At 39.6% G+C, this 24,148-nt stretch carries 22 protein-coding genes, 3 tRNA genes and 1 pseudogene; 22 read left to right on the top strand and 4 right to left on the bottom strand.

Annotated features, from left to right (window positions below; genetic code table 11):
- Positions 1-255 precede the first annotated feature (255 nt).
- Together AC58QD_RS27345 and AC58QD_RS27340 are read left to right on the top strand one after the other, a co-directional pair.
- Positions 256-567, top strand: a complete 312-nt coding sequence (locus AC58QD_RS27345; protein ID WP_497338205.1) for a hypothetical protein — start codon at positions 256-258, stop codon at positions 565-567.
- 313 nt (positions 568-880) lie between these two features.
- Positions 881-1,129, top strand: a pseudogene (locus AC58QD_RS27340) (IS3 family transposase); the annotation flags it as partial.
- A gap of 128 nt (positions 1,130-1,257) precedes the next feature.
- Here AC58QD_RS27340 and AC58QD_RS27335 read toward each other — a convergent pair.
- On the bottom strand, positions 1,258-3,732 hold the full coding sequence (locus tag AC58QD_RS27335) for an O-antigen ligase family protein (protein WP_497338204.1): 2,475 nt from the start codon (positions 3,730-3,732) through the stop codon (positions 1,258-1,260).
- 249 nt (positions 3,733-3,981) lie between these two features.
- Between AC58QD_RS27335 and AC58QD_RS27330 the strand changes: the two genes are divergently transcribed.
- The 15 genes from AC58QD_RS27330 to AC58QD_RS27260 all read left to right on the top strand — a co-directional run bounded on the left by AC58QD_RS27330 (position 3,982) and on the right by AC58QD_RS27260 (position 20,617).
- The gene (locus AC58QD_RS27330; protein WP_497338203.1) at positions 3,982-4,989 is read left to right on the top strand and encodes a Wzz/FepE/Etk N-terminal domain-containing protein; all 1,008 of its coding nucleotides are present in this window, start codon (positions 3,982-3,984) and stop codon (positions 4,987-4,989) included.
- A 218-nt stretch (positions 4,990-5,207) separates the two neighbouring features.
- The gene (locus AC58QD_RS27325) at positions 5,208-6,284 is read left to right on the top strand and encodes an O-antigen ligase family protein (RefSeq protein ID WP_497338202.1); all 1,077 of its coding nucleotides are present in this window, start codon (positions 5,208-5,210) and stop codon (positions 6,282-6,284) included.
- Positions 6,271-7,359 carry a hypothetical protein gene (locus AC58QD_RS27320; RefSeq protein WP_497338201.1) on the top strand — a complete coding sequence of 363 codons (1,089 nt, stop codon included), beginning with the start codon at positions 6,271-6,273 and terminating at the stop codon, positions 7,357-7,359. Before AC58QD_RS27325 ends, AC58QD_RS27320 begins: the two co-directional genes overlap by 14 nt.
- Positions 7,360-7,364: 5 nt before the next feature.
- Complete coding sequence (locus tag AC58QD_RS27315) at positions 7,365-8,483, top strand: glycosyltransferase (protein ID WP_497338200.1); 1,119 nt, start codon at positions 7,365-7,367, stop codon at positions 8,481-8,483.
- Positions 8,458-9,024 carry a WcaF family extracellular polysaccharide biosynthesis acetyltransferase gene (locus AC58QD_RS27310; protein ID WP_497338199.1) on the top strand — a complete coding sequence of 189 codons (567 nt, stop codon included), beginning with the start codon at positions 8,458-8,460 and terminating at the stop codon, positions 9,022-9,024. The genes AC58QD_RS27315 and AC58QD_RS27310 overlap by 26 nt, the downstream gene beginning before the upstream one ends.
- Positions 9,021-10,247 carry a glycosyltransferase family 4 protein gene (locus AC58QD_RS27305; RefSeq protein WP_497338198.1) on the top strand — a complete coding sequence of 409 codons (1,227 nt, stop codon included), beginning with the start codon at positions 9,021-9,023 and terminating at the stop codon, positions 10,245-10,247. Before AC58QD_RS27310 ends, AC58QD_RS27305 begins: the two co-directional genes overlap by 4 nt.
- Before the next feature lie 11 nt (positions 10,248-10,258).
- On the top strand, positions 10,259-11,674 hold the full coding sequence (locus tag AC58QD_RS27300; RefSeq protein WP_497338197.1) for a sugar phosphate nucleotidyltransferase: 1,416 nt from the start codon (positions 10,259-10,261) through the stop codon (positions 11,672-11,674).
- Positions 11,652-13,166 carry a sugar transferase gene (locus tag AC58QD_RS27295; RefSeq protein WP_497338196.1) on the top strand — a complete coding sequence of 505 codons (1,515 nt, stop codon included), beginning with the start codon at positions 11,652-11,654 and terminating at the stop codon, positions 13,164-13,166. The genes AC58QD_RS27300 and AC58QD_RS27295 overlap by 23 nt, the downstream gene beginning before the upstream one ends.
- 13 nt (positions 13,167-13,179) lie before the next feature.
- The gene (locus AC58QD_RS27290; protein ID WP_497338195.1) at positions 13,180-13,698 is read left to right on the top strand and encodes a DUF4916 domain-containing protein; all 519 of its coding nucleotides are present in this window, start codon (positions 13,180-13,182) and stop codon (positions 13,696-13,698) included.
- Positions 13,699-14,044: 346 nt separating this feature from the next.
- Complete coding sequence (locus AC58QD_RS27285; RefSeq protein WP_497338194.1) at positions 14,045-14,494, top strand: hypothetical protein; 450 nt, start codon at positions 14,045-14,047, stop codon at positions 14,492-14,494.
- A 164-nt stretch (positions 14,495-14,658) separates the two neighbouring features.
- Positions 14,659-16,044, top strand: coding sequence for an outer membrane lipoprotein carrier protein LolA (locus tag AC58QD_RS27280; RefSeq protein WP_497338193.1), 1,386 nt, complete (start codon positions 14,659-14,661; stop codon positions 16,042-16,044).
- Positions 16,045-16,283: 239 nt separating this feature from the next.
- Entirely contained in the window at positions 16,284-17,474 is a 1,191-nt protein-coding gene (gene alr / locus AC58QD_RS27275) for an alanine racemase (protein ID WP_497338192.1), read from the top strand.
- A 187-nt stretch (positions 17,475-17,661) separates the two neighbouring features.
- On the top strand, positions 17,662-17,943 hold the full coding sequence (locus AC58QD_RS27270; protein WP_127579915.1) for a CopG family ribbon-helix-helix protein: 282 nt from the start codon (positions 17,662-17,664) through the stop codon (positions 17,941-17,943).
- A 3-nt stretch (positions 17,944-17,946) separates the two neighbouring features.
- Positions 17,947-18,297 carry a type II toxin-antitoxin system PemK/MazF family toxin gene (locus AC58QD_RS27265; protein ID WP_497338191.1) on the top strand — a complete coding sequence of 117 codons (351 nt, stop codon included), beginning with the start codon at positions 17,947-17,949 and terminating at the stop codon, positions 18,295-18,297.
- Positions 18,298-18,397: 100 nt separating this feature from the next.
- Positions 18,398-20,617: a Tex family protein gene (locus AC58QD_RS27260; protein WP_497338190.1), complete on the top strand. Its 2,220-nt coding sequence runs from the start codon at positions 18,398-18,400 to the stop codon at positions 20,615-20,617.
- A 191-nt stretch (positions 20,618-20,808) separates the two neighbouring features.
- Here AC58QD_RS27260 and cmpA read toward each other — a convergent pair whose 3' ends face one another.
- Together cmpA and AC58QD_RS27250 are read right to left on the bottom strand one after the other, a co-directional pair.
- Positions 20,809-20,955, bottom strand: coding sequence for a cortex morphogenetic protein CmpA (cmpA, locus tag AC58QD_RS27255; protein ID WP_497338254.1), 147 nt, complete (start codon positions 20,953-20,955; stop codon positions 20,809-20,811).
- A gap of 114 nt (positions 20,956-21,069) precedes the next feature.
- Positions 21,070-21,420, bottom strand: a complete 351-nt coding sequence (locus AC58QD_RS27250) for a hydrolase/acyltransferase (protein WP_497338189.1) — start codon at positions 21,418-21,420, stop codon at positions 21,070-21,072.
- Between the two features lie 187 nt (positions 21,421-21,607).
- Between AC58QD_RS27250 and AC58QD_RS27245 the strand changes: the two genes are divergently transcribed.
- From AC58QD_RS27245 to AC58QD_RS27230, 4 genes are all read left to right on the top strand, one after another.
- Positions 21,608-22,060, top strand: coding sequence for a SprT family protein (locus AC58QD_RS27245; RefSeq protein WP_497338188.1), 453 nt, complete (start codon positions 21,608-21,610; stop codon positions 22,058-22,060).
- 75 nt (positions 22,061-22,135) lie between these two features.
- The gene (locus AC58QD_RS27240; protein ID WP_497338187.1) at positions 22,136-22,429 is read left to right on the top strand and encodes a hypothetical protein; all 294 of its coding nucleotides are present in this window, start codon (positions 22,136-22,138) and stop codon (positions 22,427-22,429) included.
- Between the two features lie 125 nt (positions 22,430-22,554).
- Positions 22,555-22,630 (top strand) — tRNA-Asn (locus tag AC58QD_RS27235).
- A gap of 8 nt (positions 22,631-22,638) precedes the next feature.
- Positions 22,639-22,724: transfer RNA gene (locus AC58QD_RS27230), tRNA-Ser, on the top strand.
- A 69-nt stretch (positions 22,725-22,793) separates the two neighbouring features.
- Here the strand turns inward: AC58QD_RS27230 and AC58QD_RS27225 are convergent.
- The gene (locus tag AC58QD_RS27225) at positions 22,794-23,786 is read right to left on the bottom strand and encodes a transposase (RefSeq protein WP_497338186.1); all 993 of its coding nucleotides are present in this window, start codon (positions 23,784-23,786) and stop codon (positions 22,794-22,796) included.
- Positions 23,787-24,062: 276 nt separating this feature from the next.
- Here AC58QD_RS27225 and AC58QD_RS27220 point away from each other — a divergent pair.
- A tRNA-Glu gene (locus AC58QD_RS27220) sits at positions 24,063-24,134 on the top strand.
- Positions 24,135-24,148: the final 14 nt, after the last annotated feature.

Here is a 24,148-nt window from a genome sequence, read left to right as displayed (position 1 = left end):
AAGCCCGGTAGCAGGCTGAGTACGTTCCTTGCCGAGGAGAAGCACGTGCTTCAACCCCTACCGGTTTCTGTGTACGAATTAGCCACTTGGAAGGTTGCCACCGTACAATAGTCTTCTTTAGTCAGCAGAGGATTTGCTCTCATCCGCGCCTACACGGTCGTCCTGGCCAATATTAAACCGTTCAAGAACATATGCCTGAGAAGCATAAGCAGTTCGTTCAGTGGAATGCTGAGCGCTTTTTGTCGTGGGCTCAGAATGTGGGCCCCAATACGACGGCTGCTATTCGTGCCATACTGGTGCATCATCGAATCGAGCAGCAGGGTTACAAGGCGTGTATGGGGGGATCTCAAATTAGCCGACAAGTATTCACTGCTTCGACTCGAGGCTGCCTGCATAAGAGCTTCCAGTTATACACCGAATCCAAGCTACAAGAATATCTCCACGATCCTGCAAACAGGGCAGGACATGATCCCTGAGCAGCCTCAGGAAGCGGAACGGCAAGCAGGCGAACGGTCTGAAAACAAGCATAGCTTTACACGCGGCGCAAACTACTACGGGAGGCAATAATCATGCTAAACGAGACATCTATTAATAAACTAAACGAAATGCGACTCCGGTCGATGGCCGATTCCTTACGAGAACAAATGAAGAGCCCCTTATGCTTCTTAATCTTTTGAAGAGCGATTCGGCCTCATTATTGATGCTCAGTGGTCACGGCGGAAAAGTAGCCAGCTGGATCGATTGATTAAAAGGCAACGCTAAACTCCCTTACGCTTGTATTGAAGATATTGAGTACCATATTGATTGCCGCTTGGATCAGACTCAGGTACTACGGTTATCCGCCTGCAGTTACATCCACGAAAAGCATAAATTTGATCATTTGAATGACGAGGATACACTTCTGATTCATTCCGATCAGGGCTGGCATTCAAATGCGCTAGTATCAGCAAGCTTTAAAGGGACGTAGGATAACGCACGTAAAGGTAATTGTTACGATAATGCCGTCATCGAAAACTTCTTCAGCATTATAAAATTTGAGTTCTTATACACACAAGAATTTGAGAGTATTGAGCAGTTCAAAGTTAAATTAGATAAATACATCAAATATTACAATCACAAGCGGATTTAGGCAAAACTAAAAGGCATGAGTCCGGTATAATACTGAATTCATGCCCTAAAAGCTGCCTAATTAAATAGTGTCTAATTTTTTGGGGGCACTGCACAATAGAAGTGGCTCTTTTGAATGAGATCGTGCAGCTAAAATTTCATACTTATTAGTCGATCAATTTCACCTTTCTCCGTTGGGATTTGATTAATTAATTTGTCATAAAGTGCTTTGTCTTCTTTACCTTGTTTTATTATTGCGGCTAAGTACCAACGTGTAATTTGCTGATGAATCGGTTGATCTAATTTATCCTGAAGACCTGTTTGCAGTATTTGGGCTGCCCAAGCGAAATCTCCTCTTAGATAATGAATTTGTCCGATCGCCTGGATCATGTTTGAATTTACTCCGAATGCTCGTCCTTGTGATTGTCCTTCAGGTAACTTCTCTAGCTCTTGAACTTTTAGATTGATAGTGGTATACAGTTGTATCGCTCTGTCCCAGTATTTTTTTGATTCTGTGTTATTATTCTCGACCTTAGCTTGGTTGCCTAGTTCTTTGTTTAATAGTATAGCGCGTTCATAAAAGCTGATTTCCCATTGGAACTGAACTATTCCGTTTTCTGCTACCTGTAATGCATTTACATATTGATTCTTTACCAAATACATATTGTACTCTTCTTCTAACAACTGACGATTATAAGGTTCATTGTGTTTCAACTTGTTTAGCAATGACAGAGCTTGGTTGTACAAATTTTCGTCTTTGGATTGTTTGTAGACCTGATTAAGCATATTTATTTTTGTTAAAACAATTTCTGGATTCCCCGACTGCAACTCTAAAGCACGATTCATTGGATTTAATACTTCCTGGAATGGTTTGCGGGCATTAGCTGTGTCAATGGCTTGGCGAAAAGATGAATTAGCACTCAAATTCCTTGCAGACTGGAAAATCACGGTAATCGAAATGATTCCGATAATTGCAGGATAAACCCATTTCCATTTTTGTATCTTATTTATACCTTTGAATGAAATCTTCTGTCCAGTTAAGTATGATGACATTCCTCCGAGACTAAGAAATACTAAAGCAGCCAGAAATGCATAACTCATTTCAAAGTCTATGATACTGTGTAGAAGCAGTGAAATACATAAAATGTAGAAAACCATATGGTTTTGAGAACCCTTTATGCCATTTTTGACGTTGGTTCGTATGAAGTGATAGATAATATACAGAATAAGAGCGGAAAGCAGCAACAGTCCAACAATGCCTACCTCCAGCCAATATTGAAGGAAGAAATTGTGTGCCTGTCGGCTGGTGTAAGGGTTGCTTTGGTACTTCTCATACAAGACTGCCCAACCACCTCCACCGGTACCGAAGATTGGATAGTCTTTTATCAACTTCATTGAGTCATGGTAAATCGCAGCCCTTTCCATTACGCTATGTTGTTTAAAATTTATATTTTCAACACGCTCACGGATGGAAGAGGGAAAGAGATTTGTAATAAAGCTGCTACTGAACAACAGAAATATTGCTATCCCGCTGACGACTACCCCTAATGCAGGTAGGGTTAGATTTGAATATTTGAAACTATTCAAGTGTGCTAATTTTTTTTCCAAAAACGGAGCAATATAAATTTGTATTAGAGTTATTATTGCTGCACCAATTAAAGTCGCTATGGTTAAATAACCCCATCCTGTACTTGAAAACGAACTGAGTCCAGATAGACTTACAGTTCCATCGGTTTGTTGTGTTTTCATTATTAATATTGCAATCTCTTTACCAATTTCAGCTATCTTATCCGTTACAAGTATAGTGACGACACTGCATATAGTTAAATATATTACATACATGAGCTGGCGAGTCATCATCATAAACGGGAGGATAAATAACATAGCAATGGGTAATACAACTATTCCGCCCCTGGAGAGAGTGAGTAAGAAAGATAATATGATCGGAACGATAAAAAGGGAATTTCCTGCAATAACGTACCATTTTTTTGAATTGACGATTAAGAAAAGGCAGGCAAGAAGCAAGGCCATCAAGAATGCTGCATAAGCGTTGGCATACTGAAAGACAGAAGTTAAACGAAGTTCGCCGATGTCAGTTATCATAATAGCATCACGATAATATGTGTTACCTAATAAATTCAAAAGTCCATAAACGATTATTATATAACCCGAGAGCATAATAGCAGATTGTAGTAATAGATATCCTTGACGAACTGATGATAAATAAGCCCCTAAAATAAAAAAAATCGCATACATCACATGCAAGTAAGTCATGTTGATAGCTAAATGTGTTGACGCGGCATCCCATGAGGAAATCAGGAATGTGAGTGGAATTAACCATATATAAATTGTTAATGCGTCCACTCGGTCTTTGAATTTCCAATTATAAAAAAAATAGACAGATGCTAACAACAAAATACACGAACTCCAAAAAATCGAAAAATAAAGAGGTCTTTCAAATTGTAGGGTATACCCGTTAAACAAGCCTTTCTGAAAAGGAGCAACACAGAGGAAGATTACAATAAAACCAAATAGAAGCCAGTAAATAAATGGGAAACTCTCCTTATCCTCTGATATTGCTGTTAGATGTTGTTTGTAAGTACTTCCTTTGATTTGTCGGTTCATAGTTCTAGCTCCCTCTAATTTCGTGAATGCACTTAAAAATTTTATCATAGAATCATAAGTTTATCCAAATATTCTACGTATGTATAAGACATTAACTGATTATTGTAGGTTTTCATACTCATTTTTTTATTATTCCAATTATGAGAGATAGTAACAATATTATTGTCATTATGGTTTTTGCACATCTAATCTGATAGAATGAACGTAATTCGTCAAAATCTAACAAATAAATAGAGGAGAGTACAGAAAATGCAAGATTTTTTTACAATTAGAGATTTGATAGGCGCTCTATGGAAAGGTAAGTTTGTTATTATCCTAATTACCATATTGTGTGTTGTATCTACATATATTTATAGCTTCACTATCTTAGAAACGAAATACAGTTCAAATGCAGTAGTTCGGATAAACGTTGATGATGAGCAATTAAAATTTATTCCCTCTATTGTTGAGCAAATGAAAAGTGATTCTCAACTAACGAAAATAAAAAGTAAACTTGACATGAACAATGAATCATATACTATTCCATACCTAAGAAAAATTATACGGTTAGATCAGACTAGTGGGACTAACAATATTGAAATAACTGTTACTGGAACAAATCCTCAAGAAATAACAAAAATTGCAAATTTGACATCATTACAGCTAAGTACAAATATTGAGGTGTTTGATAGATTAAACTTAATCGCTAATTATCGTAAAAAAACACTTGAAGTTGAAGACAAGCTTATCATGTCTAAGGGGGAATTGGCCCAAGCGCAAAAAGAGTTAGAACTAACTCCCGAAAAGCTGACGACTAAAAAAACCTTGGCGGAACAACCTTACCTGCAATCAATAATAGCGGATGAATTAAAGATTAGCGCAAAAGAGTCAGGTACGCTTCAACTCATTGATGAACAAATCAATGTTAATTTTATTAAACTCAAAGAAAAGGTTTCAACTAGCTCTATTGAAATTACAAAGTTGGAAGCCGAGAAGAAAGTATATAATGATAGAATCCTGGAGAACAATACTTTAATAGAGAAAATTGAAAATAAGTACAGTGATTCTACTAATGTGAACTATACAAATCAATTTGAGGGGATAAACGCAGTTTTAATAAACCCAGCGATTGAACCCACTGAACCCATTGGTCCAAGGAGAATTTTAAATGTAGCTCTTGCAGGTTTTGTAGCTGTTTTTCTTGGTAGCGTAATAGTCATAATACGTTATTATCTTTCATTATCTACTTCTGAGAAAGAGAAATTAATGAGAGTATGAAGAGTAAGTATTTAATAATGATTTTTATTCTTGCACTGTATACTTTGGTTTTTGGGTATTATCACAACAAAACTCAACTTATTTTTTATGGGTTTATGTTTATTTGTTCAATTTATTTTCTCTGTAAAAATGGATTTTACGAATTGTTACATTTGAGAAATTTTCTTTTTATTCTTTTTATATCAAGTAATTTATTAATTGGATTAGTACTGTTTGTAATGAGTAAAGATTTCGAATTTGTATCTTCAATATATGAGAAATCTTATTTTTTTCATCAAAACTTAAGATATTTACTTTTCTTATTGTACTCCCTATTCTTAGTTTGGGTTTTAAAGCAAAATACAATTACTACTAATTTTCGTATTCTTAGTTATGTTTATTGTATTCATTTAGTCATTGGTATTTTACAGCGAGTTATGTCAATATTTAATGTGTTTCCTGATTTTTCTCAAAAATATGGTTTTAGGGAATTTTTTGTTTTTTCTGGGTATAGGATTGACGGGTTCGCACTTGAGGCCACCGGTTATGCAATTGTTTTAGTGATCTTGTTTGGCTGTAGAATGATCTATTCAAACTTATCGGGTAAAAAGATATATGTATTCGAGTATCTAGTCGTAGGATACTTATTACTCCACACTTTTTCCCGCGGTGTGTGGGTTAGCGTTGTTATTGCAGTATTACTAAGCTACTTTTTAACCATGAAGATTTACACTAGATTAAATAAAAAAGTATTATTATATACTTTATTAAGTACTTCAATATTACTATCAATAATAATGATTGGGATATTTTCTGAGCAGTTTCATCAAATGACTAGTGATTTGTTAGATTTTTATAAATCTGAAGTATCAGACAAAAATTACACAGACCAATACTTTTCACGTCCTAGACTTTTTATGTTAGCTTTTAATGCATTTGCTATAAATCCAATCTTCGGAATTGGAACCGGGAATTTTCATAAATTTGTGTCGTGGGATTATAATCTTTTTGGTAGTTGGGGAGCCATTAATGATTACCTGCAAGTTCTTGCCGAAAATGGGTTATTAGGATTCGTACTATATATTATTTTTCTAATCCACCCATATTTAATCTATATTAAATACGAAAAATATATTATAAATAAATATCCACTACGCATAGCAATGTTATGTAATATCAGCGTATTAATTTTAGGTAATTCAATTAATAATTTACTAACTCCTGTATTTTGGTTTTCAATGGCCATTTTACAATATATACTATTTTTGTCGATAAACGAAAAAACTATTTACAGAGGGCAAAATGAAAAAAAATAAATTATTAATAGCGGATCCCCTTCAATTAGTAGATTCAAATGGGATACCATCAGGACACTATAATAAAACATGTCAACAATATGCAGACATTCTTTTGGAACATTTTGAAGTTACTGTAACCACTAGCAAATTCAATTCAGCTCCATTTGAGAATTGTAATAAGTTAGAGCTAACATATCATTTAGTCGACACTTTACCCTCGAAAATCGGAAAATTAGTAAGGATTTTTAAAATAATAAGTAATTTTATAACTATACTAAAGTCAAATCATGATAAAGTAGTAATTCAAGCTTGTGATTTACTTGTAATGACAATATGTTTATTTTTTTACTATGGCGATAAACAGATCTATCTTATAAGATATGATAGTTTAAATAATAAGAGTAAATTTAAAAAAATAATGTTTAAATTAATTAAAAAAAAAGTTTGTGGAATGATTTCTGGGTTAGAAGAATCACTAAATTCATATAATGTAACTAATGGCGTAGTGGTACCTGACTATTTTTATATTCCCAATACTGTTACTGTATCAACACACTTAAAATATGATTTTGTAATGTTAGGCATTATCAGAGATGATAAAAATGTTGAAGATGTTGTCACTAGTTTAAATAAAACTCACTTTACAGCTTGTATAGCTGGAAGATTTGTGGATTCCGATAGATTTGAGAGCGTTAAAAAAATGGCAGGAGAGAACATAACTATTTTGAATGAGTATATTACTGAAGAGCAGTACTATGAATTAATTGAGAGTGCCCGATTTATAGTATTACCATATAAGGATTATTATAACTTTGCATCAAGCGGTGTTGTATTAGATGCCTTATATAATTTTAAACCAGTTATTACTTCAAGTGTTAAAGGTATGAATTTTATTCGGCATAATAATTTAGGTTATCAATATAATAACTCTTTTGGTGAATTTATAGATTTTATGAATTCCACTCAATCTGAAAAGATTTATTCGCAATATCTAGTAAATATCAGTGATTTTGTTAAATCAATGGATGATAACAGAAATAAACTTTTATCCTTATTAAGTAATAATCCTGGTATAAAATTTCAGAATGGGTGATTATATTGAATTTTTTAGTTAATGCTACTGCTTTAAACAAGAGAGGTGCTTATTCAGTAGCAAAATCCTTTCTACATGTGATGAAAACTAATCAAGATTTTTTATTCGATCATAGTATTAAACTTACAGTATTAGTTGCTAAAGAAGATTTATGTAGTTATAAATGTGAAAATATTAGTGTTTATTATGAACCTTTTCCAAAAAGAGGAATACTTCAGAAATGGTTTTATGAAAACCAAATACTACCTCAAAAAATAAATAGTGGGATATTTGATGCATTTATTTCTTTGCAGAACATCGGAAATAATAAGTGTAAAATACCACAATTCGTGTTAATACATCAACCAATTCCATTTAGTGACCTGTTAATAAATGAATTAGAGTTTGTTAATTTTCTTAAATACAAAATAATTTTAAGTAATATTTATAATCGGCATCTTAATAAGGTCAATGGGATTATTGTTCAAACAAGCTGGATGAAGGAAGCAATCATAACTAAATATCAATATAAAGGACCTATTAAAGTTATTACGCCACCAATTTCAACTTTGGCAATGGATAATACAGATATTGCAACTAGCTTAATAACTGAATTAGATAGATCTGAATTGAAACTAGTTTACGTTACTAGTTCCGAAAAATATAAGAATAATAGAATTCTGATTGATGCTGTTAACAAATATAATCAAATCAATAATATAAAAATAGTATTATATTTAACTATAGATGGAGTAAACTCAGAGTATATAAGATACTTAGGCAAAATCCCCTATAGTTCGATTTATTATTTGTATACGAATGTAGATGCACTTATCTTTCCCTCCCTTACTGAAACACTAGGACTCCCATTATTAGAAGCTAAAGCATGCGGCATACAAGTCATAGCAGCAGATTTACCATATGCACGTGAAATCTGTTCAGAGGGAGCGTTGTATTTTAATCCTCGAGATCTACTTTCAATCATTAAGGTTTTGAAAGAGTTTACGCAAACCTATCCCCAAACAATCAATAAAAAAAGTGATATCACTCAAGCAAATGATAGCTACTTAGATTATCTTATGTTTGTCAAGGAAAATGTATTAAGTGAGGCAAACAACAATGAAAAATATAATTACCTTAAATAAATACAATCAAGATTGGTATTCCCGTGGGAAGAGTAGTTTTATTATTATTTTGTGGTGGTTCATTCAAGGAACCATTTTTCGTTTTTCCTTTCATAATATGTATAGATGGAGGAGATGGATATTACAACTATTTGGTGCAAAATTGGGGAAAGAAGTAAGAATTAGAGCCACTGTGAAAATCACCTATCCCTGGAAAGTTACAATAGACGATTACTCTTGGATAGGTGATGATGTATGCCTTTATAGTTTAGATCAAATCTATATCGGGAAACATTGCGTTGTTTCTCAGAAATCTTATCTATGTACAGGTAGTCATAATATTTATGATCCATGCTTTGGTTTAATCACAAAACCAATAGTTATTAAAGATGGAGTTTGGATTGCAAGTGACGTTTTTGTTTACCCAGGTGTTACTATTAATGAGATGGCCGTAATTGCCGCTCGTAGCACTGTCAATACGGATATACCAAGTAATCAAGTTTTTGCAGGTAACCCCATTAAGTTTCTGAAAAATCGGTTTAATACTGAGGTATCAATATGAAAAAAAACGTATTATTTGTAATAAATTATTTTCATCCTGATTACGCATCGACTGGACAATTAATGACAGAACTATGTTTAGAACTTCAAAATGACTTTAATATTACAGTCATTGCTATCCAAGCAGAGAACGAGAGAAGTGCGGGTACTATATTTCAAAAAGATAGACTTGAAAATATAAATATTATTAGGATTAAGACACCAGTAGTAGATAAGAAAAATAAAGTTAGCAGAATTAAGTTTGTGATAACTTACTTTACACTGGCACTTTTTGCTTTATTGAAGCAGAAAAACATTCATGTCATTTATACAATTTCTCAACCGCCTATCCTTGGTGGGTTAATTGGTACGCTTGGAAAATTATTAAAGAGATGTAAACATATTTATAATATTCAAGATTTTAATCCGGAACAAGCAGAAGCCATTAATTATATAAACAATAAATGGTTGTTTAAATTTGCTAAGATTGTGGATAAAGTAAATTGCGCATATTCAGATCATATAGTAACAGTGGGTAGAGATATGCAAGACACTTTAATTAAAAGGTTTGTTGGTAAGAAGGTTCCTAATAATTCAGTAATTAATAATTGGACAGATGAGAGAGAAATAGTGCCGTTGTCTAAAGATAATATAATAGTTGAAAAATTTTTATATGATAACAAATTGGAAAATAAGTTTATAGTTATGTATTCGGGGAATCTGGGACTTTATTATGATTTAGAAAATATTATTTCTGTTACATATAAATTCAAGGATGTATTAGATATAGTATTTGTATTTATTGGTGAAGGTGCAGTTAAACAACCTATGGAGAATTATATAAAAGAAAAAGAAATAACCAACGTTATTTTCCTTCCCTATCAGCCTAAGGAATACATAAAATATTCTTTGAATGCTGCAGATGTTCATCTTGTAGTGAATCAGAGGGGTATAAAAGGAGTATCTGTTCCTAGCAAAGTGTATGGAGTACTTGCAGTAGGAAAACCTATGTTGGGAATTCTTGAAAAAGGTAGTGAGGCACATTTTCTTATTCAAGAGAGTAACAGTGGATTGTTAGTGGAACCCAATAATTATGAAGAGATAACGGAAGCAATTTTCAAACTTTATTATATGGATAAAAACAAACTAGTGAATATGGGTAAAAATGGAAGAGTTTATTTGGAAGAACACCTAAGAAAGCAATCGTCAATAAATAAATACAGAGATCTATTAAATATGGTATAAGGAGAATTTATATGAAATTGATTTTGCTATCTGGAGGTTCTGGTAAAAGATTATGGCCGCTTTCGAATGACTCTAGATCAAAACAGTTCCTAAAGGTTCTTAAAAATACAGATAATGAAGTAGAATCTATGGTTCAACGTGTTTGGAGGCAACTTAATCAGGCAAACTTAGTTGGTAAATCATTCATAACCACTTGTAAATCCCAGCTTGATATGTTACACAGTCAGCTTGGATATGATACTCCCGTTATAGTAGAGCCTGAGAGAAGAGATACTTTTCCTGCAATAGCACTGGCTGCTGTGTATCTTTATTCTGAATTAAATGTTAGCCGGGATGAAGTTGTTACCATTCTTCCTGTTGATCCTTATGTTGAGGATCAATTTTTTGAACAGGTAAATGTGTTGGAGAACGTTCTAATAAATACAGATGCAGATTTAGCGCTAATCGGTGTAAAACCAACGTATCCCTCTGCTAAGTACGGCTATATTGTTCCGCATGACAAATCTATGGAATTCGGTTGTTATAACGTTAACAGGTTCGTAGAAAAACCGTCTGAAGAAAATGCTGTTCTACTTATAAATGAGAATGCTCTTTGGAACTGTGGAGTGTTTGCTTTTAAACTGGGGTACCTTCTAGATTTGCTCGTTGAATTAAATCATCCAATAGAATATGTGGAATTATATAAAGAATATAATAACTTGGTAAAAAATAGCTTTGATTATGAAGTTGTTGAGAAGTCTAGAAATATTAAAGTTTTACCTTATGAAGGTTACTGGAAAGATCTAGGAACTTGGAACACATTAACAGAAGAGATGGATTCAAATCTTTTGGGTAGAGGAATGTTTAGTTCGGATTCGAAGAATTCCCATATTGTAAATGAGCTTGATATCCCGGTTACAGTATTAGGGTTATCGAACATTGTAGTCGCTGTAAGTCCAGACGGTATACTTGTAGCCGACAAATCCTCCAGTCCAAGAATTAAGGAACTTATGAAGGACTATGACCACAGACTTATGTACGAAGAGAGACGATGGGGATGGTATCGAGTTTTGGACTTCACACAATATGATTCATATGAAGTATTGACTAGGCGTATTTGTGTGAAAGCAGGAAAAAACAATAGCTATCAAGTCCATGCTAAGAGAAGCGAAGTTTGGACGGTTCTAAAAGGCGAAGGTCATTATGTTCTAGATGATCGGCTGTATACTCTGAAAGTAGGAGATGTTGTAAGAATACCTCTGAATACGAAGCATAGCATCAGAGCAATGACTGATTTAGAATTAATTGAAGTACAATCGGGAACCGAGATTACTGAGGATGACACTGTTAGAACACATACTGAGTGGGAACGTATAGTAGCATGTTGTGATAGCGCTTTGGAGTCTATAAATGGAGATGAATTTTATGCAGCCATCAGTTCAAGTTAATACATCTAAAGAACACATGACTGCTAGGAGGATCGATTCAACAGAAGTTGTAGCTAGGAACAGAATGCGAATTCAAAAAATGGAACGATCCATGAACACTATAATTATTAGTATTGAATATACCTTATATATTCTTTTGTTCTTTATATTATTTCAAATTAAGATCGTTCCTGACTTTCCAGGGTTTAGTTTCTTCGAACCATCAGAGTGGAATAAAACGATTGGAGTACTAGATGATTACGCATTTCTGTTAGTTATGATTCTTATAAGCTACACAATATTACTTGCGAAGAAAGGGCTTTTTAAGTTTTATCGTCAAACCTCCTTCATAGATGATTCATTCAACCTAGTAAGTTCAAGTATGATTGCTTTTCTTTTATCCTTTGGACTATTGTTTTTTTTGAAAATTAGTATTATTTATTCAAGGGTATTTATTATAATCTTTTTTGTTCTTTTAGTTAGTACTGGCATTCTGCTTCGTTTTGTTAAAGCTAAATTGATACGAGTGCTAAAGAGGAAAAATCTATATACTAAAAATGTTCTCATCATTGGTGCTGGGAAGGTTGGTATTAAGATTTCCGACCTGTTAAATGCTAATCATACCAATGGATATAACGTCTTAGGTTTCTTGGATGATTATAAGCAGGGAAGTTCAATCCTTGGTAACATCGATGATTTAGAGAAATTAATTCAATTAAATAAAATAAATGAAGTGTTTATAACGATCCCGTCAGAAAGACCACTTGTTCATAAAATTTTAACAAATATCCAAAAATATGATATTAGTATTAAAATTGTCCCAGAGCTATATAGCTATGTTAGCACTACTGTCAATTTCGATTCATCAGATGGCTATCCGCTTTTGGAGATTGTAAAGACTCCGTTAAGGAATTTCAATCTCATAATGAAACGCTTTGTAGATATTATCGCTACTAGTTTAGGCATTGTCATTATTTCTCCTTTATTAGTTTTGACTGCACTTCTTATTAAACTGGATTCAAAGGGACCCATTATATTTAAGCAAAAAAGAATAGGTAAAAATGGAGTGCCTTTTCACATGTACAAATTCCGATCGATGGTTGTCGATGCGGAGATACAAATCAAAAAACTAGAATCTATGAATGAAGCTCATGGGCCTGTATTTAAGATCAAAAATGACCCTAGAATTACAAAAGTCGGTAAAATTATCAGAAAATATTCTATCGATGAATTACCTCAATTAGTGAATGTATTAAAGGGAGACATGAGTTTAATTGGCCCAAGACCACCACTCCCAAAAGAAGTAGAGCAATATACCGATCACCACTGGAGGAGACTTGATATACGACCTGGCATTACCGGATTGTGGCAAGTAAGTGGAAGAAGTGATCTTTCGTTTGAGGAATGGGTTAATCTAGATATTTACTATATTGAAAATTGGGCAATATCACTAGATATCAAAATATTATTGAGAACATTGCCAGCAGTGATTAAAGGAGACGGCGCCTACTAGTTTTGCTGTGTAAATGGAGGGAATACTAATAAATACATGGATTGATAATGCAGAATGGGAACGAATACAACTTGTTATTCCAATTATATGTGTAGATATTTTGCCGGTGAAAATATGTGACGGAAAAATATCTCATATCGGTTTAATATTGCGTGATACACCTCACGAAAATCAAAAGTGGTGTACGGTGGGTGGAAGGTTGTTGTATTCTGAAAGTATTAGTGACGGGATAAAGAGACAATTAATTTCAACTTTAGGTGAAAAAATTGAATTCGTTCATTTAGATAATACTCAACCCGTTTATGTAGCTCAGTATGCTCCAGAGTCAAATGTGCAGTCTGGTTTTGATGCAGCTGATCCTAGGAAACACGCAATTGGCCTGACATTTTGCATAGAAATTAGGGGGGAGATTAAACCTCGAGGGGAAGCTTTGAACTTTAAGTGGATTCCAACGGACCGATATTTATCCGAAGAAATTGGTTTTAGTCAAGACAAAGTTATTCAAGAGTGTCTGGAGAGATATTGTCGTTAGACTTTCATCACTTTAAGAAGAATATTTAATCATTTTGAGACTGTACATGCAATTTTTGCGTGACAGTCTTTTTTCTGATAACAACTTGTCAAACTAGGCCCTCTCATACTCATTAACAAGTAGTTATTTATTAAGTGGCGTGGGGATGAAGCAATGCGCAGGGCCACAGGTAAATTGGCAAGGTATGGCCATAGCTTGCCAGACTTTTCGAAGAATCAAAGAACGATAACGAATCCATTCATAAATTATTGCTCTAATACAAAATACATAATTTGACAATATATCCTTCTATCAAATATACTAGTTCTGCATGATAGAAACATTTACCAGAAATGGGGGTGAAATAATGTCGAATTATAATATCCAGTGGTATAACCCGAATGCAGGTGTATCATATGTTTCCATCGCCAGTTACGGTGTTACTTTTAATAAGGTAGCTTCTGACGAGATGGGAAATCCTAAGAGAGTGCAGATCGGGCTCGATGTGAAGAAGAGTATCCTTTTTGTGAAACCGCTGAATGAGACGGACACAGAGCTTGAAAAGTTCAGTTTCCCGTACGCTGAACGCGAGCAGAAAAATGGCCAGACTCGAGTAAGCAGCAAAGAGTTAATGAATTATTTGGAGATGAAATGTCCTGAGCTTGATCTGGAGCATACCACTCGGTTTGCAGCAGAGTGGGATGAGGAGCAAGGACTGTTAGTTGTCGATCTCAAGAAGCCTATCCTTCGTCAAACCGCTGCTGACGATGATGTTGATGTAATTGAAGAGGAAGCAGCAGTTAGTAATGTTAGTTAGTCTTACTTATTATACTTCGTAGTCTGTTAGACCGCTTAAGCATGCTTTGTGCTTGGCGGTCTTTTCCTTTTAAACAACTCACCTAAACTAGTCCGCATAATAGTCCAACCCCCCTCATACACATGTACAAGTAGTTCATTATCACGTGAAGAGGGGATGAAGCAATGCGTAGGATCACATGGATATTGGCCATCGTGATGGGCATAGCAATGGTTGCAGCTGGATGTGGAACAAGGAACGCAGAGCAAATTGTAAACGATTTGGATCATGTGGTCAGCAAGTTGGACAGTTATCAGGGAACGGGGCAGATGATTCTGCAGACCGGTCAGCAACCGCAGAAGTATGATGTGGAGGTCTGGTATCAGAATCCGCATTTCTACCGGATTTCTCTGACGAACGAGGCCAAGGATGTGACTCAAATTGTGCTGCGTAATGATGAGGGCGTGTTCGTACTCACCCCGCATTTGAATAAGATGTTCCGGTTCCAGAGTGACTGGCCGGAAAATTCCGGACAAGTCTACTTGTATCAGTCCCTTGTCCAAAGCATCGTGACAGACACGGAGAGACAGTTTGCAACCGAAAAGGATGCCTATGTCTTCGACGTAGCAGCTAACTACCAGAACGGCCTTCTAGCGCGCCAGAAGATCTGGTTGAACAAGAAGAGTCTAGCCCCTCAGAAGGTGGAAGTTTCGGATGAGAAGAACAATATAATGGTGGTTGTGGATTTCACGCAATTCGAGTTCGGGAAAAAGTTCGAGAAGGATTCTTTTGACATGCAGCGCAATATGACCAGCTGGAACCTGCAATCCTTGCCTACTACGGCAACGGGTGGCACAAGCACGAATACGAAGTCGACGGCGCCTGATGCGGCGAAGGCGGGTACAACAACTACAACGGATGCAGCAAAATCGGGAGCAGCAACTTCGACCGACACAAAAAAAGCAACCGAAACAAAAGCAACTGACGCAAAGGCAACTGACACCAAAGCAACTGACACAAAGGCAACCGAAACAAAAGCAACTGACACAAAAGCAACAGACACCAAGGCAACCGACACAAAACCAACAGACTCAAAAGCAGGCACGACTTCGTCGGCAGCAACCGGCAGCAAGCAACCTACTGGTTCGCAATCCACTGGTACTCAGCCTTCAGGAGCTACGCAACCAACAGCCGGTGCAGCAGCCACACACAACGAAGCCATACAGCAGCTGCTAGGCATTGTAGAGCCTGAGTACACGCCTCAGAATGTGGCGAAGCTTGATGTGAAGCAAGTCAAAGTAGGCGAAGATCAAGCCATTCTATTCCGCTATCATGGTAAGTACAACTATACATTAACGGAGTCTCAGCCTAAGACGGTTACGGTTACTTCGCTTCCAGGCGACATTCTTGATCTAGGATACACACTTGGTGTTGTAACAGGCGAGAAGAACGGTCTAAGGACTTTAACATGGACTTACGATGGTATGGAGTTCCGCTTGGCTACGAGCGATCTGCCGCAGACTGAGATGATTCTGATCGCCCAGTCGGTCCAAGGCCAGTTGGGCAAATGATGTAAGGGGTATGATCTTCTTGTTAGTTCGGCACGCATAAATCCAAGAGTCGCATTCAGTGCGGCTCTTTTTGCTGTTCTGTGAATATTTCAAGCTCGCGAACACTGTAGTGGTCATGAGATTACCGTCGGATGTACGATATGGAACCATTCCCATTTGACAGTCTGAACGGGTAGCGTTTAACATATCTATATGTGTCTACAAAACTCGTGCGTTTCTAAGAAGAGAAGGTGAATCAGATGGACACGTTTTATCGCTCTACTTGGGTAGAGGTGTCTCTCGATGCATTGCGTCACAATGTGGAAGAGTTCCGCAAGCTGCTGCCTCAGACGATGAGCATAATGGCGGTGGTGAAGGCAGATGCGTATGGACATGGGGCCGTTGAGGTTATACGAGAAGCCATTGAAGCAGGCGCAGGTTATGCGGGAGTGGCCTTCCTGGATGAAGCGATTGAACTGCGTCAAGCAGGTGTGAAGCTGCCCATTCTGGTGATGGGGTACACGCCCCCGGATGCCATTGAAGCGGCCATACAGCATGACGTCACGTTGACGGTGTTCAGTCGAGATGCGCTGCAATCCATCCCTCTGTACGCCACATCGGATCGCAAGCTGAAGATTCATATTAAGCTGGATACGGGGATGGGGCGAATCGGGATTACGAGCGCGGAAGAGTCGATTTCTTTTATAGAAGAAGCTCGTGATATGGAGTGTGTAGAAGTTGAGGGTGTGTTTACTCATTTTGCTAGCTCCGATGAACGTGACAAAAGCTATACGCTAATGCAGCATAGTCGATTCGACGAGGTAATTCGCCATTTTACTCATCAGAACGTGCACTTCCGATATGTACACACTGGCAACAGCGCAGCGGCGATAGATTGTCCTGAGTTATCCTACAATATGGTGCGGCTTGGGATCAGCATGTATGGGTTGTACCCTTCGAATGAGGTTCGGAAGGATCGGATCGAGCTTCACCCCGTGATGAGCCTGATTACTAAACCTGTTCTGATTAAGACGGTACCGGCGGACACAGGGATCAGTTATGGTGTGACATACCGGACACAAGGAGAAGAGAGGATTGCTACGCTTCCGATCGGTTATGGAGATGGCTACAGCCGAATGCTGTCGGGTCGTGCAGAAGTCCTTGTGAAAGGGACCAGGGTGCCTGTAGTGGGACGCATCTGTATGGATCAGTGTATGATTAATGTGACCGATGTGACGGAACCATTGACGGTGGAGGATGAGGTTGTCCTTTTTGGTCGACAAGGTACAGCATGTGTATCTGTTGAAGAATTGGCTGAATGGCTAGGCACGATTAATTACGAAATCACTTGCATGATCGACCATCGGGTACCACGTGTATATGTGAGAGACGGTGCTCGAGTAAAAGTGTCTAACCCGCTAATCACAAGGAAACACTTGCCAATGAAATAAAAGTATTCTGAAGCAGGAGTTCTGCAAGGGTCTAGCGAATTGAATAAGGAATAGGCTCGAGTTTCGTTTGTGAGTCGATATAGCATAATTGCTACATCGGAAGCATATATTTGATTTTGTATAAAATGGTTTCGTTGACGACATAATGGTAATATGGGTTTGGGAATGTTTTGGGGGTGCGAAATCGGTGGCCAATGTGCATAACACCAAACGAATTATGATTAGTTTGCCGGATCATTTGTTGCAAGAGGTGGACGGGATTGTGGAGAAGGAGAATTCTAACCGCAGTGAGTTCATCCGTCAAGCAATGAAGCTGTACCTCTTGGAACGCAAGAAGCGGCATCTTCGCGAAATGATGCAGCGCGGGTACATGGAGATGGCCAAGATTAATCTTCACATGGCAGCGGAGGCATTTCAGGCGGAGGAAGACGCGGATAGTACCCTCGATCGCTTAGTTAGCGGGGTGTAGAGCTTGATTGTAAAACGTGGCGATGTGTTTTTTGCAGATTTATCTCCTGTGGTTGGATCCGAGCAGGGCGGCGTGAGGCCGGTACTAATTATTCAGAACGATATTGGCAATCGGTTCAGTCCGACTGTTATTGTAGCAGCGATTACTGCACAGATTCAGAAGGCTAAGCTTCCGACTCATGTAGAAATTGATGCCGAGACTCACGGCTTTGACCGGGATTCCGTTATTCTGATGGAGCAGATCCGGACGATCGACAAGCAGCGGTTGACCGACAAAATCACGCATTTGGACGATGAAACGATGCGCAAGGTCGATGATTCGTTGCAGATCAGCGTGGGGCTTATTGAATTCTAATTGGTTGCAGCTTGAAGACGAGGCGGGGTGACTCCCTCGTTTTTTGGTTTTTCTGGGTGTGCATACTTTTACTATAATTCTAGCAAAAGGTGGTTCTTGAATGAGTACAGAAGAGAAAGTAGAAAAGGTCAAACTGGATGAACAGCAGAGAATTGAGATGCAAGCACGCATTCTTAAACAAATCACAACCGAGCTAGGACTTCCTCAATCGAAAGTGAAAGTGACCATTGAGCTGTTGGATGATGGCAATACGATTCCTTTTATCGCTCGTTATCGCAAAGAGATGACCGGAGAGCTGGATGAAGTGCAGCTTCGTGATATAGAAGAACGGTTGAACTATATTCGTAATTTAGAGGATCGTAAGCTCGAGGTAGTTCGGCTCATAGATGAGCAAGGCAAGCTAACGGATGAGCTCAGACAGTCGATTGAGCGAGCTGGGAAATTGCAAGAGGTGGAAGATCTATACCGACCATACAGACAAAAAAGAAAGACACGTGCCAGTGTCGCCAAAGAACGCGGGCTTGAGCCCCTGGCCGTATGGATCATGACACAGCCTCGACAAGGCTCGGTGGAGCAAGAAGCAGCTAAATACATAGATGAAGAGAAGCAAGTTAACACGGTGGAGGAAGCTTTGCAAGGCGCTATGGATATTATGGCCGAGAATATAGCCGATGATCCAAAAATTCGTGCATGGGTGAGGGGTTACACGCGTGATCAGGGCGGGATCGTTACCGAAGCCAAGGATGCTAAGGCGGAGTCTGTATACGAGATGTACTATGACTATCGCGAGCCGATCCGCAAGCTTCCTCCTCATCGGACGCTAGCGATTAACCGCGGGGAGCGCGAAGAAATATTGAAGGTGTCCTTGGATGTACCGGTGGACAAAATACATGAGTATATGGCCAGACAAGTGATCCGCGGCGAATCGATTGTGAAGGAGACGCTGCGTCTGACGATTGAGGATGCCTATAAGCGATTAATCGCCCCGTCCATTGAACGGGAGATTCGCAATGAGCTGACAGATAAGGGAGAAGAGCAGGCGATTGCGATCTTCGCTGAGAATTTGCGCAACTTGCTGCTTCAGCCTCCGGTGAAGGGCAAGGTAGTGCTGGGTGTTGATCCGGCTTACCGGACAGGCTGTAAGCTGGCTCTTGTGGACGAGACGGGTAAGACGCTGGAGATCGCCGTTGTCTATCCGACGCCTCCTAACAACAAGGTTGTGGAGGCGGAGAGCAAGATCAAGGCGATGATCGAGAAGCATGGCGTCGAGTTGATTGTGATCGGCAACGGGACCGCTTCAAGAGAGACGGAGCAGTTCATTGCCGACTTGATCAAGAAGCTGCGCGGCAGCCGATCGCTGCAGTATATGATCGTGAGCGAGGCCGGCGCGAGCGTGTATTCCGCCTCCAAGCTCGCGCAGGAGGAATTCCCTGAGCTCGACGTGGCGGAACGGAGCGCGATCTCGATTGCGAGGCGGATGCAGGATCCGCTCGCGGAGCTCGTCAAGATCGAGCCGAAGGCGATCGGCGTTGGGCAATACCAGCACGACGTCGCTCAGAAGCGGCTCGAGGAGAGTCTGAAGGTTGTGGTGGAGTCAGCGGTTAACCACGTCGGTGTGGATCTGAATACGGCTTCTCCGTCGCTCCTGTCCTATGTATCCGGGGTGAACGCGACGATTGCCAAAAACATTGTGAAATACCGCGAAGAGAACGGGAAGTTCAAGAACCGCAAGCAGCTTCAGAAGGTGCCTCGCCTTGGCGCCAAGACCTATGAACAATGCATTGGTTTCATGCGGATTGGCGGCGGAGAGAATCCGCTGGATAACACACCGATTCATCCCGAGTCATACGAAGCGGTGGACAAGCTGTTCAAAGAGCTGAAGCTGGCAAAGAGCGGAATTGGGACGCAAGATTTGAAGGATAAGCTGCACCAGCATGATCCGGAGCAGCTTGCTGTGCAGCTCGATGTAGGGGTTCCGACGCTCCGTGATATTCTGGAGAGCTTGCAGCGACCTGGGCGCGATCCTCGAGAGGAGTTGCCATTGCCGATATTCCGTACGGATGTATTGCAAATGGAGGATTTAACTCCTGGTATGCAGCTTCAAGGTACGGTTCGTAACGTTATTGATTTTGGCGCTTTCGTGGATATCGGGATCAAGAACGATGGGCTCGTCCACATCTCTCAGCTAAGCGACCGCTTCGTCAAGCATCCTATGGATGTTGTATCCGTAGGAGACACGGTCACTGTATGGGTGATGGGGGTTGATGAGAAGAAGGGGCGCGTCAGTCTGACGATGAAATCCCCGAAGCAGCAATCCTAATAATAAGACGCAGCAGCACTCATTTTCAGACAAATTGACAATCGAGCAACTAGAACAGCCCGACTTGTATGGAGTTCATACAGAGTCGGGCTGTCTGGGTTTGGTATGGGGTAATGGAGCTTCGTTGATGAAGTACATCTGCTTCCAAATATTAAGCATGTGCTTCTGTGGTACATTTGCTCGGCAAATACTTAAGGATGCGATATAGGAACGGATTCTTGCGAATCGGGAGTTTGCTTAGTGCGATAGAAGTACCAGCAGTCGTTCAGTAACCGGATTTGTCGGCGATCTTTTTTCATAAATGCACGTTCTAATTGATGGCAAAGCCACTGCGGCATTGTCACATCCCCTTCCCTGACTTGTAGGCCGTTCGTATCGACCATACGCACGTATTTTTGAGCTCCTACTAGCATATGGGGAACAGGGGGCTTAGGTGCAGGTCCGCTTCTGCCTCAATCCATTTCATCCTCGTACCATTGCTCTAATTGAGCTTGGAGGGCGCGAATCTCCGTCAACAAAGATATAAGCGGGTATGATTTCTCCTGAATGGAGGCAAAAGATTGCTCCAGCTCATTCATGTAAGTCATGCCATGCAGAATCTGACATTGCTCGGCTACCACCTCAACCTGCTCACATTCTGCAATAATATGACCTAGTTGAGGCACATTGCCGGCCGTAAGCTTGTCCAACTCTTTGTGCAACCTGCGATTGAGTGCCGTTAATTGGTACACATGGGAAGCGGGCATCTCCACGAATTCCACCTTGGCGCCGAGCTGCAATAAAGCATAATTCATTTTTGACATAGTAGTCGCAAAGCTCCTCTCCTGATTAGCTGCGCCAACATCCTGACGCTTCGTTAATAACGATTTCTACTTGACAGTGTAGCTTAGAATAAGGTACAAATTCAAGTGAAGCAGGCCTGGATTGGGATATTCTTTTAGTGTTAAGGAAGAGGATTTTGCTTTTCGTGAGCATAAGGAGGGGATGAACTTGGACGACCGACAACTGCAGCTGTGGATCGAACGCATTTCAATGGAGTCGTTTGGTTGGCCCTTCCGTCACAAAGCGACTTTTAATCGCAGACTTCGCTCCACAGGCGGGCGCTATTTCACCAAGTCCCATAACATAGATATTAGTTGGTCGCAGTATGAGATCTTCGGACCTGAGGAAGTTGAGAAAATTATCAAGCACGAGCTATGTCATTATCATCTGCATCTTCAGCGGCGAGGATACAAGCACAGTGATCCGGATTTCAAGCTATTGCTGGCAAAAGTAGGCGGGACTCGCTTCTGCAAAGCTATTGCACCTCGTAAGGCTGCACCTTTTCGGTACAAGCTGGAATGCAGTAAATGCGGGATGCATTATTTGCGGAAGCGCAAGATGGATCCGTCTAAATATGCTTGTGGAACATGCAGAGGGAAGCTGAAGTTAATTGCTTTGTAGCGGTTGATCCGATTGCTTAAACAATCACAAAATGATATAATATAAGAACAAATATTCGCATTGGTGGTGGGGTCCATGTCCAAAGAACAACTCAACCAGATGGAGCGTATGCTAAGTGATTTGATTTTATCTGTAGGTACGATTAAAGCGGTTATTGAGGAACACAGGGAAGAGAATCAGCACCAGTTCGAACAAGTGAATCGACGATTTGACCAAATCGACCAACGTTTCCAACAAATTGACCAGCGATTCGATGAAGTGATGGACGAGCTGCGGAATAATAACACGGAGCATAAGTTTATGGCTGCGCGAATTTTCCAGAACGAGATGGATATCCAGAAGGTCAAGGAACTGTTCTTTCAAAGGTGACTTCCTGCTTTTTTCGAGTGTTGCTCACGAGTAATCACAGAGAGAATGATATCATTTTGTAACGTTATTTTCTTGATTGCGTGAGCTTGACTATTGCTCATTATTTTGATAAATTTGAACTACTTTCCCTGATAGCTCAGTTGGTAGAGCACTCGACTGTTAATCGAGTTGTCACAGGTTCGAGTCCTGTTCGGGGAGCCACTCTACATGGAGAGATACCCAAGAGGCCGAAGGGGGCGCTTTGCTAAAGCGTTAGGGTGTAACAGCCGCAAGGGTTCGAATCCCTTTCTCTCCGTATCTAATGGAAAAGCCGCATTCTTATGCGGCTTTTTTGCTTCGGATAAAACGGTATACGTTTTGTTGCCTACCCCACTATTACCCCTAAACTGACCTCGACAGCCAATTGTTTTCCGATTTCTCCGCGTAATGGATGTGACTCTATTCTGTTATATACACCCACCGTCTTACCCAAAAGACTGTATAGCCTTTCCTGCAGCTCCGACGAATGCTGATCCTGTTCAGGATCTTGCCAGGAACTGATGCAGCGAGCAGATTCCCGCTCGAACCAGAAGAGAAAAGCGTAAGCGCAGGCGATAAGCTTACTATAGGCTGCAGCTTGCCCCTCTGGTCCAGCATTCACATTTGTCCGCTTATACCAGTTACCTAATTTCAAGGCTAGCATCGCTTGCTGGAACATCGGGTGCTGATATTTTTTCAAATGCTGAATAAAGGCTAACCATGCTTGCAGGACTTGCCTGTGCTGCTCAACTTGTCCTTTATTGGAGTAAGGTTGGATGGCTTCCGACAGCCAACATTCCCCGCGTTTTCCCCATAGTTTGTGTTGATAAGCTTGAGTCAGAATATGATCGAAACAAGCGTGGAATAAATAAGCACAAGAACGTTCTTGCTCAAACCCGGAAGTGGCAGGCGCTAAGCCATTGAATGACATGGGTACGCCGACGAATCGCCTGATTGCCATGTCAAACATCAGAATCGTTTCCATTTCGGAATCGGTCAATTGTTCTAATGTTTTCACCAGATGAATTTTGAGTAATAGAGAAGGAGCATAAGGCCGTTTGCTGTAAGGAGTGTAGAGGTTGGAGAAGAGCTCGTCCGCGAAAGAGAAGTCAATGGATCTCTCCATATGACTCCAGAGCGGATGCTCGGGCAGTCTTGAGAAGATGACGTAGTCCTCAATGGTCAGTGCGCCTAAGTCTTTGTAGTAAATATGCTTGGACGCGGCGATCGCTCTTTTGGTTGTCGTGAAATGCCTAATTGAGTTCGTGTATTCGGGTGCAGAAGAATAGGTAATAAGGCTTAAATCTTGTTGTTGATCGCTTTGAAAATAATGGTTCATTATATCCCCCCAGTATGGTTTAATAGTTCAAATATACCATAAATAAGGAGGAATATGGAAAAAGTTTTGGAAACGGATGCTGTTAAAACGGTGCTAACAAATGATAATGCTGTGATTCTTCTATTATTGTCGCTTCGTCTCTTTGTTACTCTATGAGCTTTAATAGGATTAACGTAATCAAACAAGGATAGTTACATATTTCCACGAAGAAAGAACTTGTCTTCTGCACCATTATCCGCTATAATAACACTTGTCGCTAAAAACGGCATTTAATAAGGCCCGTTGGTCAAGCGGTTAAGACACCTCCCTTTCACGGAGGTAACAGGGGTTCGAATCCCCTACGGGTCATATTATCCCCACAA

It is taken from the genome of Paenibacillus sp. J2R1T-4 (assembly GCF_059692235.1).
The sequence above is the reverse complement of the archived record's forward strand: the minus strand, read 5'-3'. Positions and strand labels throughout refer to the sequence as shown.

Coding starts and splice junctions, on each gene's coding strand:
- AC58QD_RS27260 (WP_497338190.1), top strand. CDS start 18,398: ATGAGTACAGAAGAGAAAGTAGAAAAGGTCAAACTGGATGAACAGCAG.
- AC58QD_RS27300 (WP_497338197.1), top strand. CDS start 10,259: ATGAAATTGATTTTGCTATCTGGAGGTTCTGGTAAAAGATTATGGCCG.
- AC58QD_RS27240 (WP_497338187.1), top strand. CDS start 22,136: ATGTCCAAAGAACAACTCAACCAGATGGAGCGTATGCTAAGTGATTTG.
- AC58QD_RS27285 (WP_497338194.1), top strand. CDS start 14,045: ATGTCGAATTATAATATCCAGTGGTATAACCCGAATGCAGGTGTATCA.
- AC58QD_RS27225 (WP_497338186.1), bottom strand. CDS start 23,786: ATGAACCATTATTTTCAAAGCGATCAACAACAAGATTTAAGCCTTATT.
- AC58QD_RS27290 (WP_497338195.1), top strand. CDS start 13,180: ATGGAGGGAATACTAATAAATACATGGATTGATAATGCAGAATGGGAA.
- AC58QD_RS27310 (WP_497338199.1), top strand. CDS start 8,458: ATGAAAAATATAATTACCTTAAATAAATACAATCAAGATTGGTATTCC.
- AC58QD_RS27330 (WP_497338203.1), top strand. CDS start 3,982: ATGCAAGATTTTTTTACAATTAGAGATTTGATAGGCGCTCTATGGAAA.
- AC58QD_RS27335 (WP_497338204.1), bottom strand. CDS start 3,732: ATGAACCGACAAATCAAAGGAAGTACTTACAAACAACATCTAACAGCA.
- cmpA (WP_497338254.1), bottom strand. CDS start 20,955: ATGCCGCAGTGGCTTTGCCATCAATTAGAACGTGCATTTATGAAAAAA.
- AC58QD_RS27305 (WP_497338198.1), top strand. CDS start 9,021: ATGAAAAAAAACGTATTATTTGTAATAAATTATTTTCATCCTGATTAC.
- alr (WP_497338192.1), top strand. CDS start 16,284: ATGGACACGTTTTATCGCTCTACTTGGGTAGAGGTGTCTCTCGATGCA.
- AC58QD_RS27250 (WP_497338189.1), bottom strand. CDS start 21,420: ATGTCAAAAATGAATTATGCTTTATTGCAGCTCGGCGCCAAGGTGGAA.
- AC58QD_RS27345 (WP_497338205.1), top strand. CDS start 256: ATGTGGGCCCCAATACGACGGCTGCTATTCGTGCCATACTGGTGCATC.
- AC58QD_RS27295 (WP_497338196.1), top strand. CDS start 11,652: ATGCAGCCATCAGTTCAAGTTAATACATCTAAAGAACACATGACTGCT.
- AC58QD_RS27320 (WP_497338201.1), top strand. CDS start 6,271: ATGAAAAAAAATAAATTATTAATAGCGGATCCCCTTCAATTAGTAGAT.
- AC58QD_RS27280 (WP_497338193.1), top strand. CDS start 14,659: ATGCGTAGGATCACATGGATATTGGCCATCGTGATGGGCATAGCAATG.
- AC58QD_RS27325 (WP_497338202.1), top strand. CDS start 5,208: ATGAGTAAAGATTTCGAATTTGTATCTTCAATATATGAGAAATCTTAT.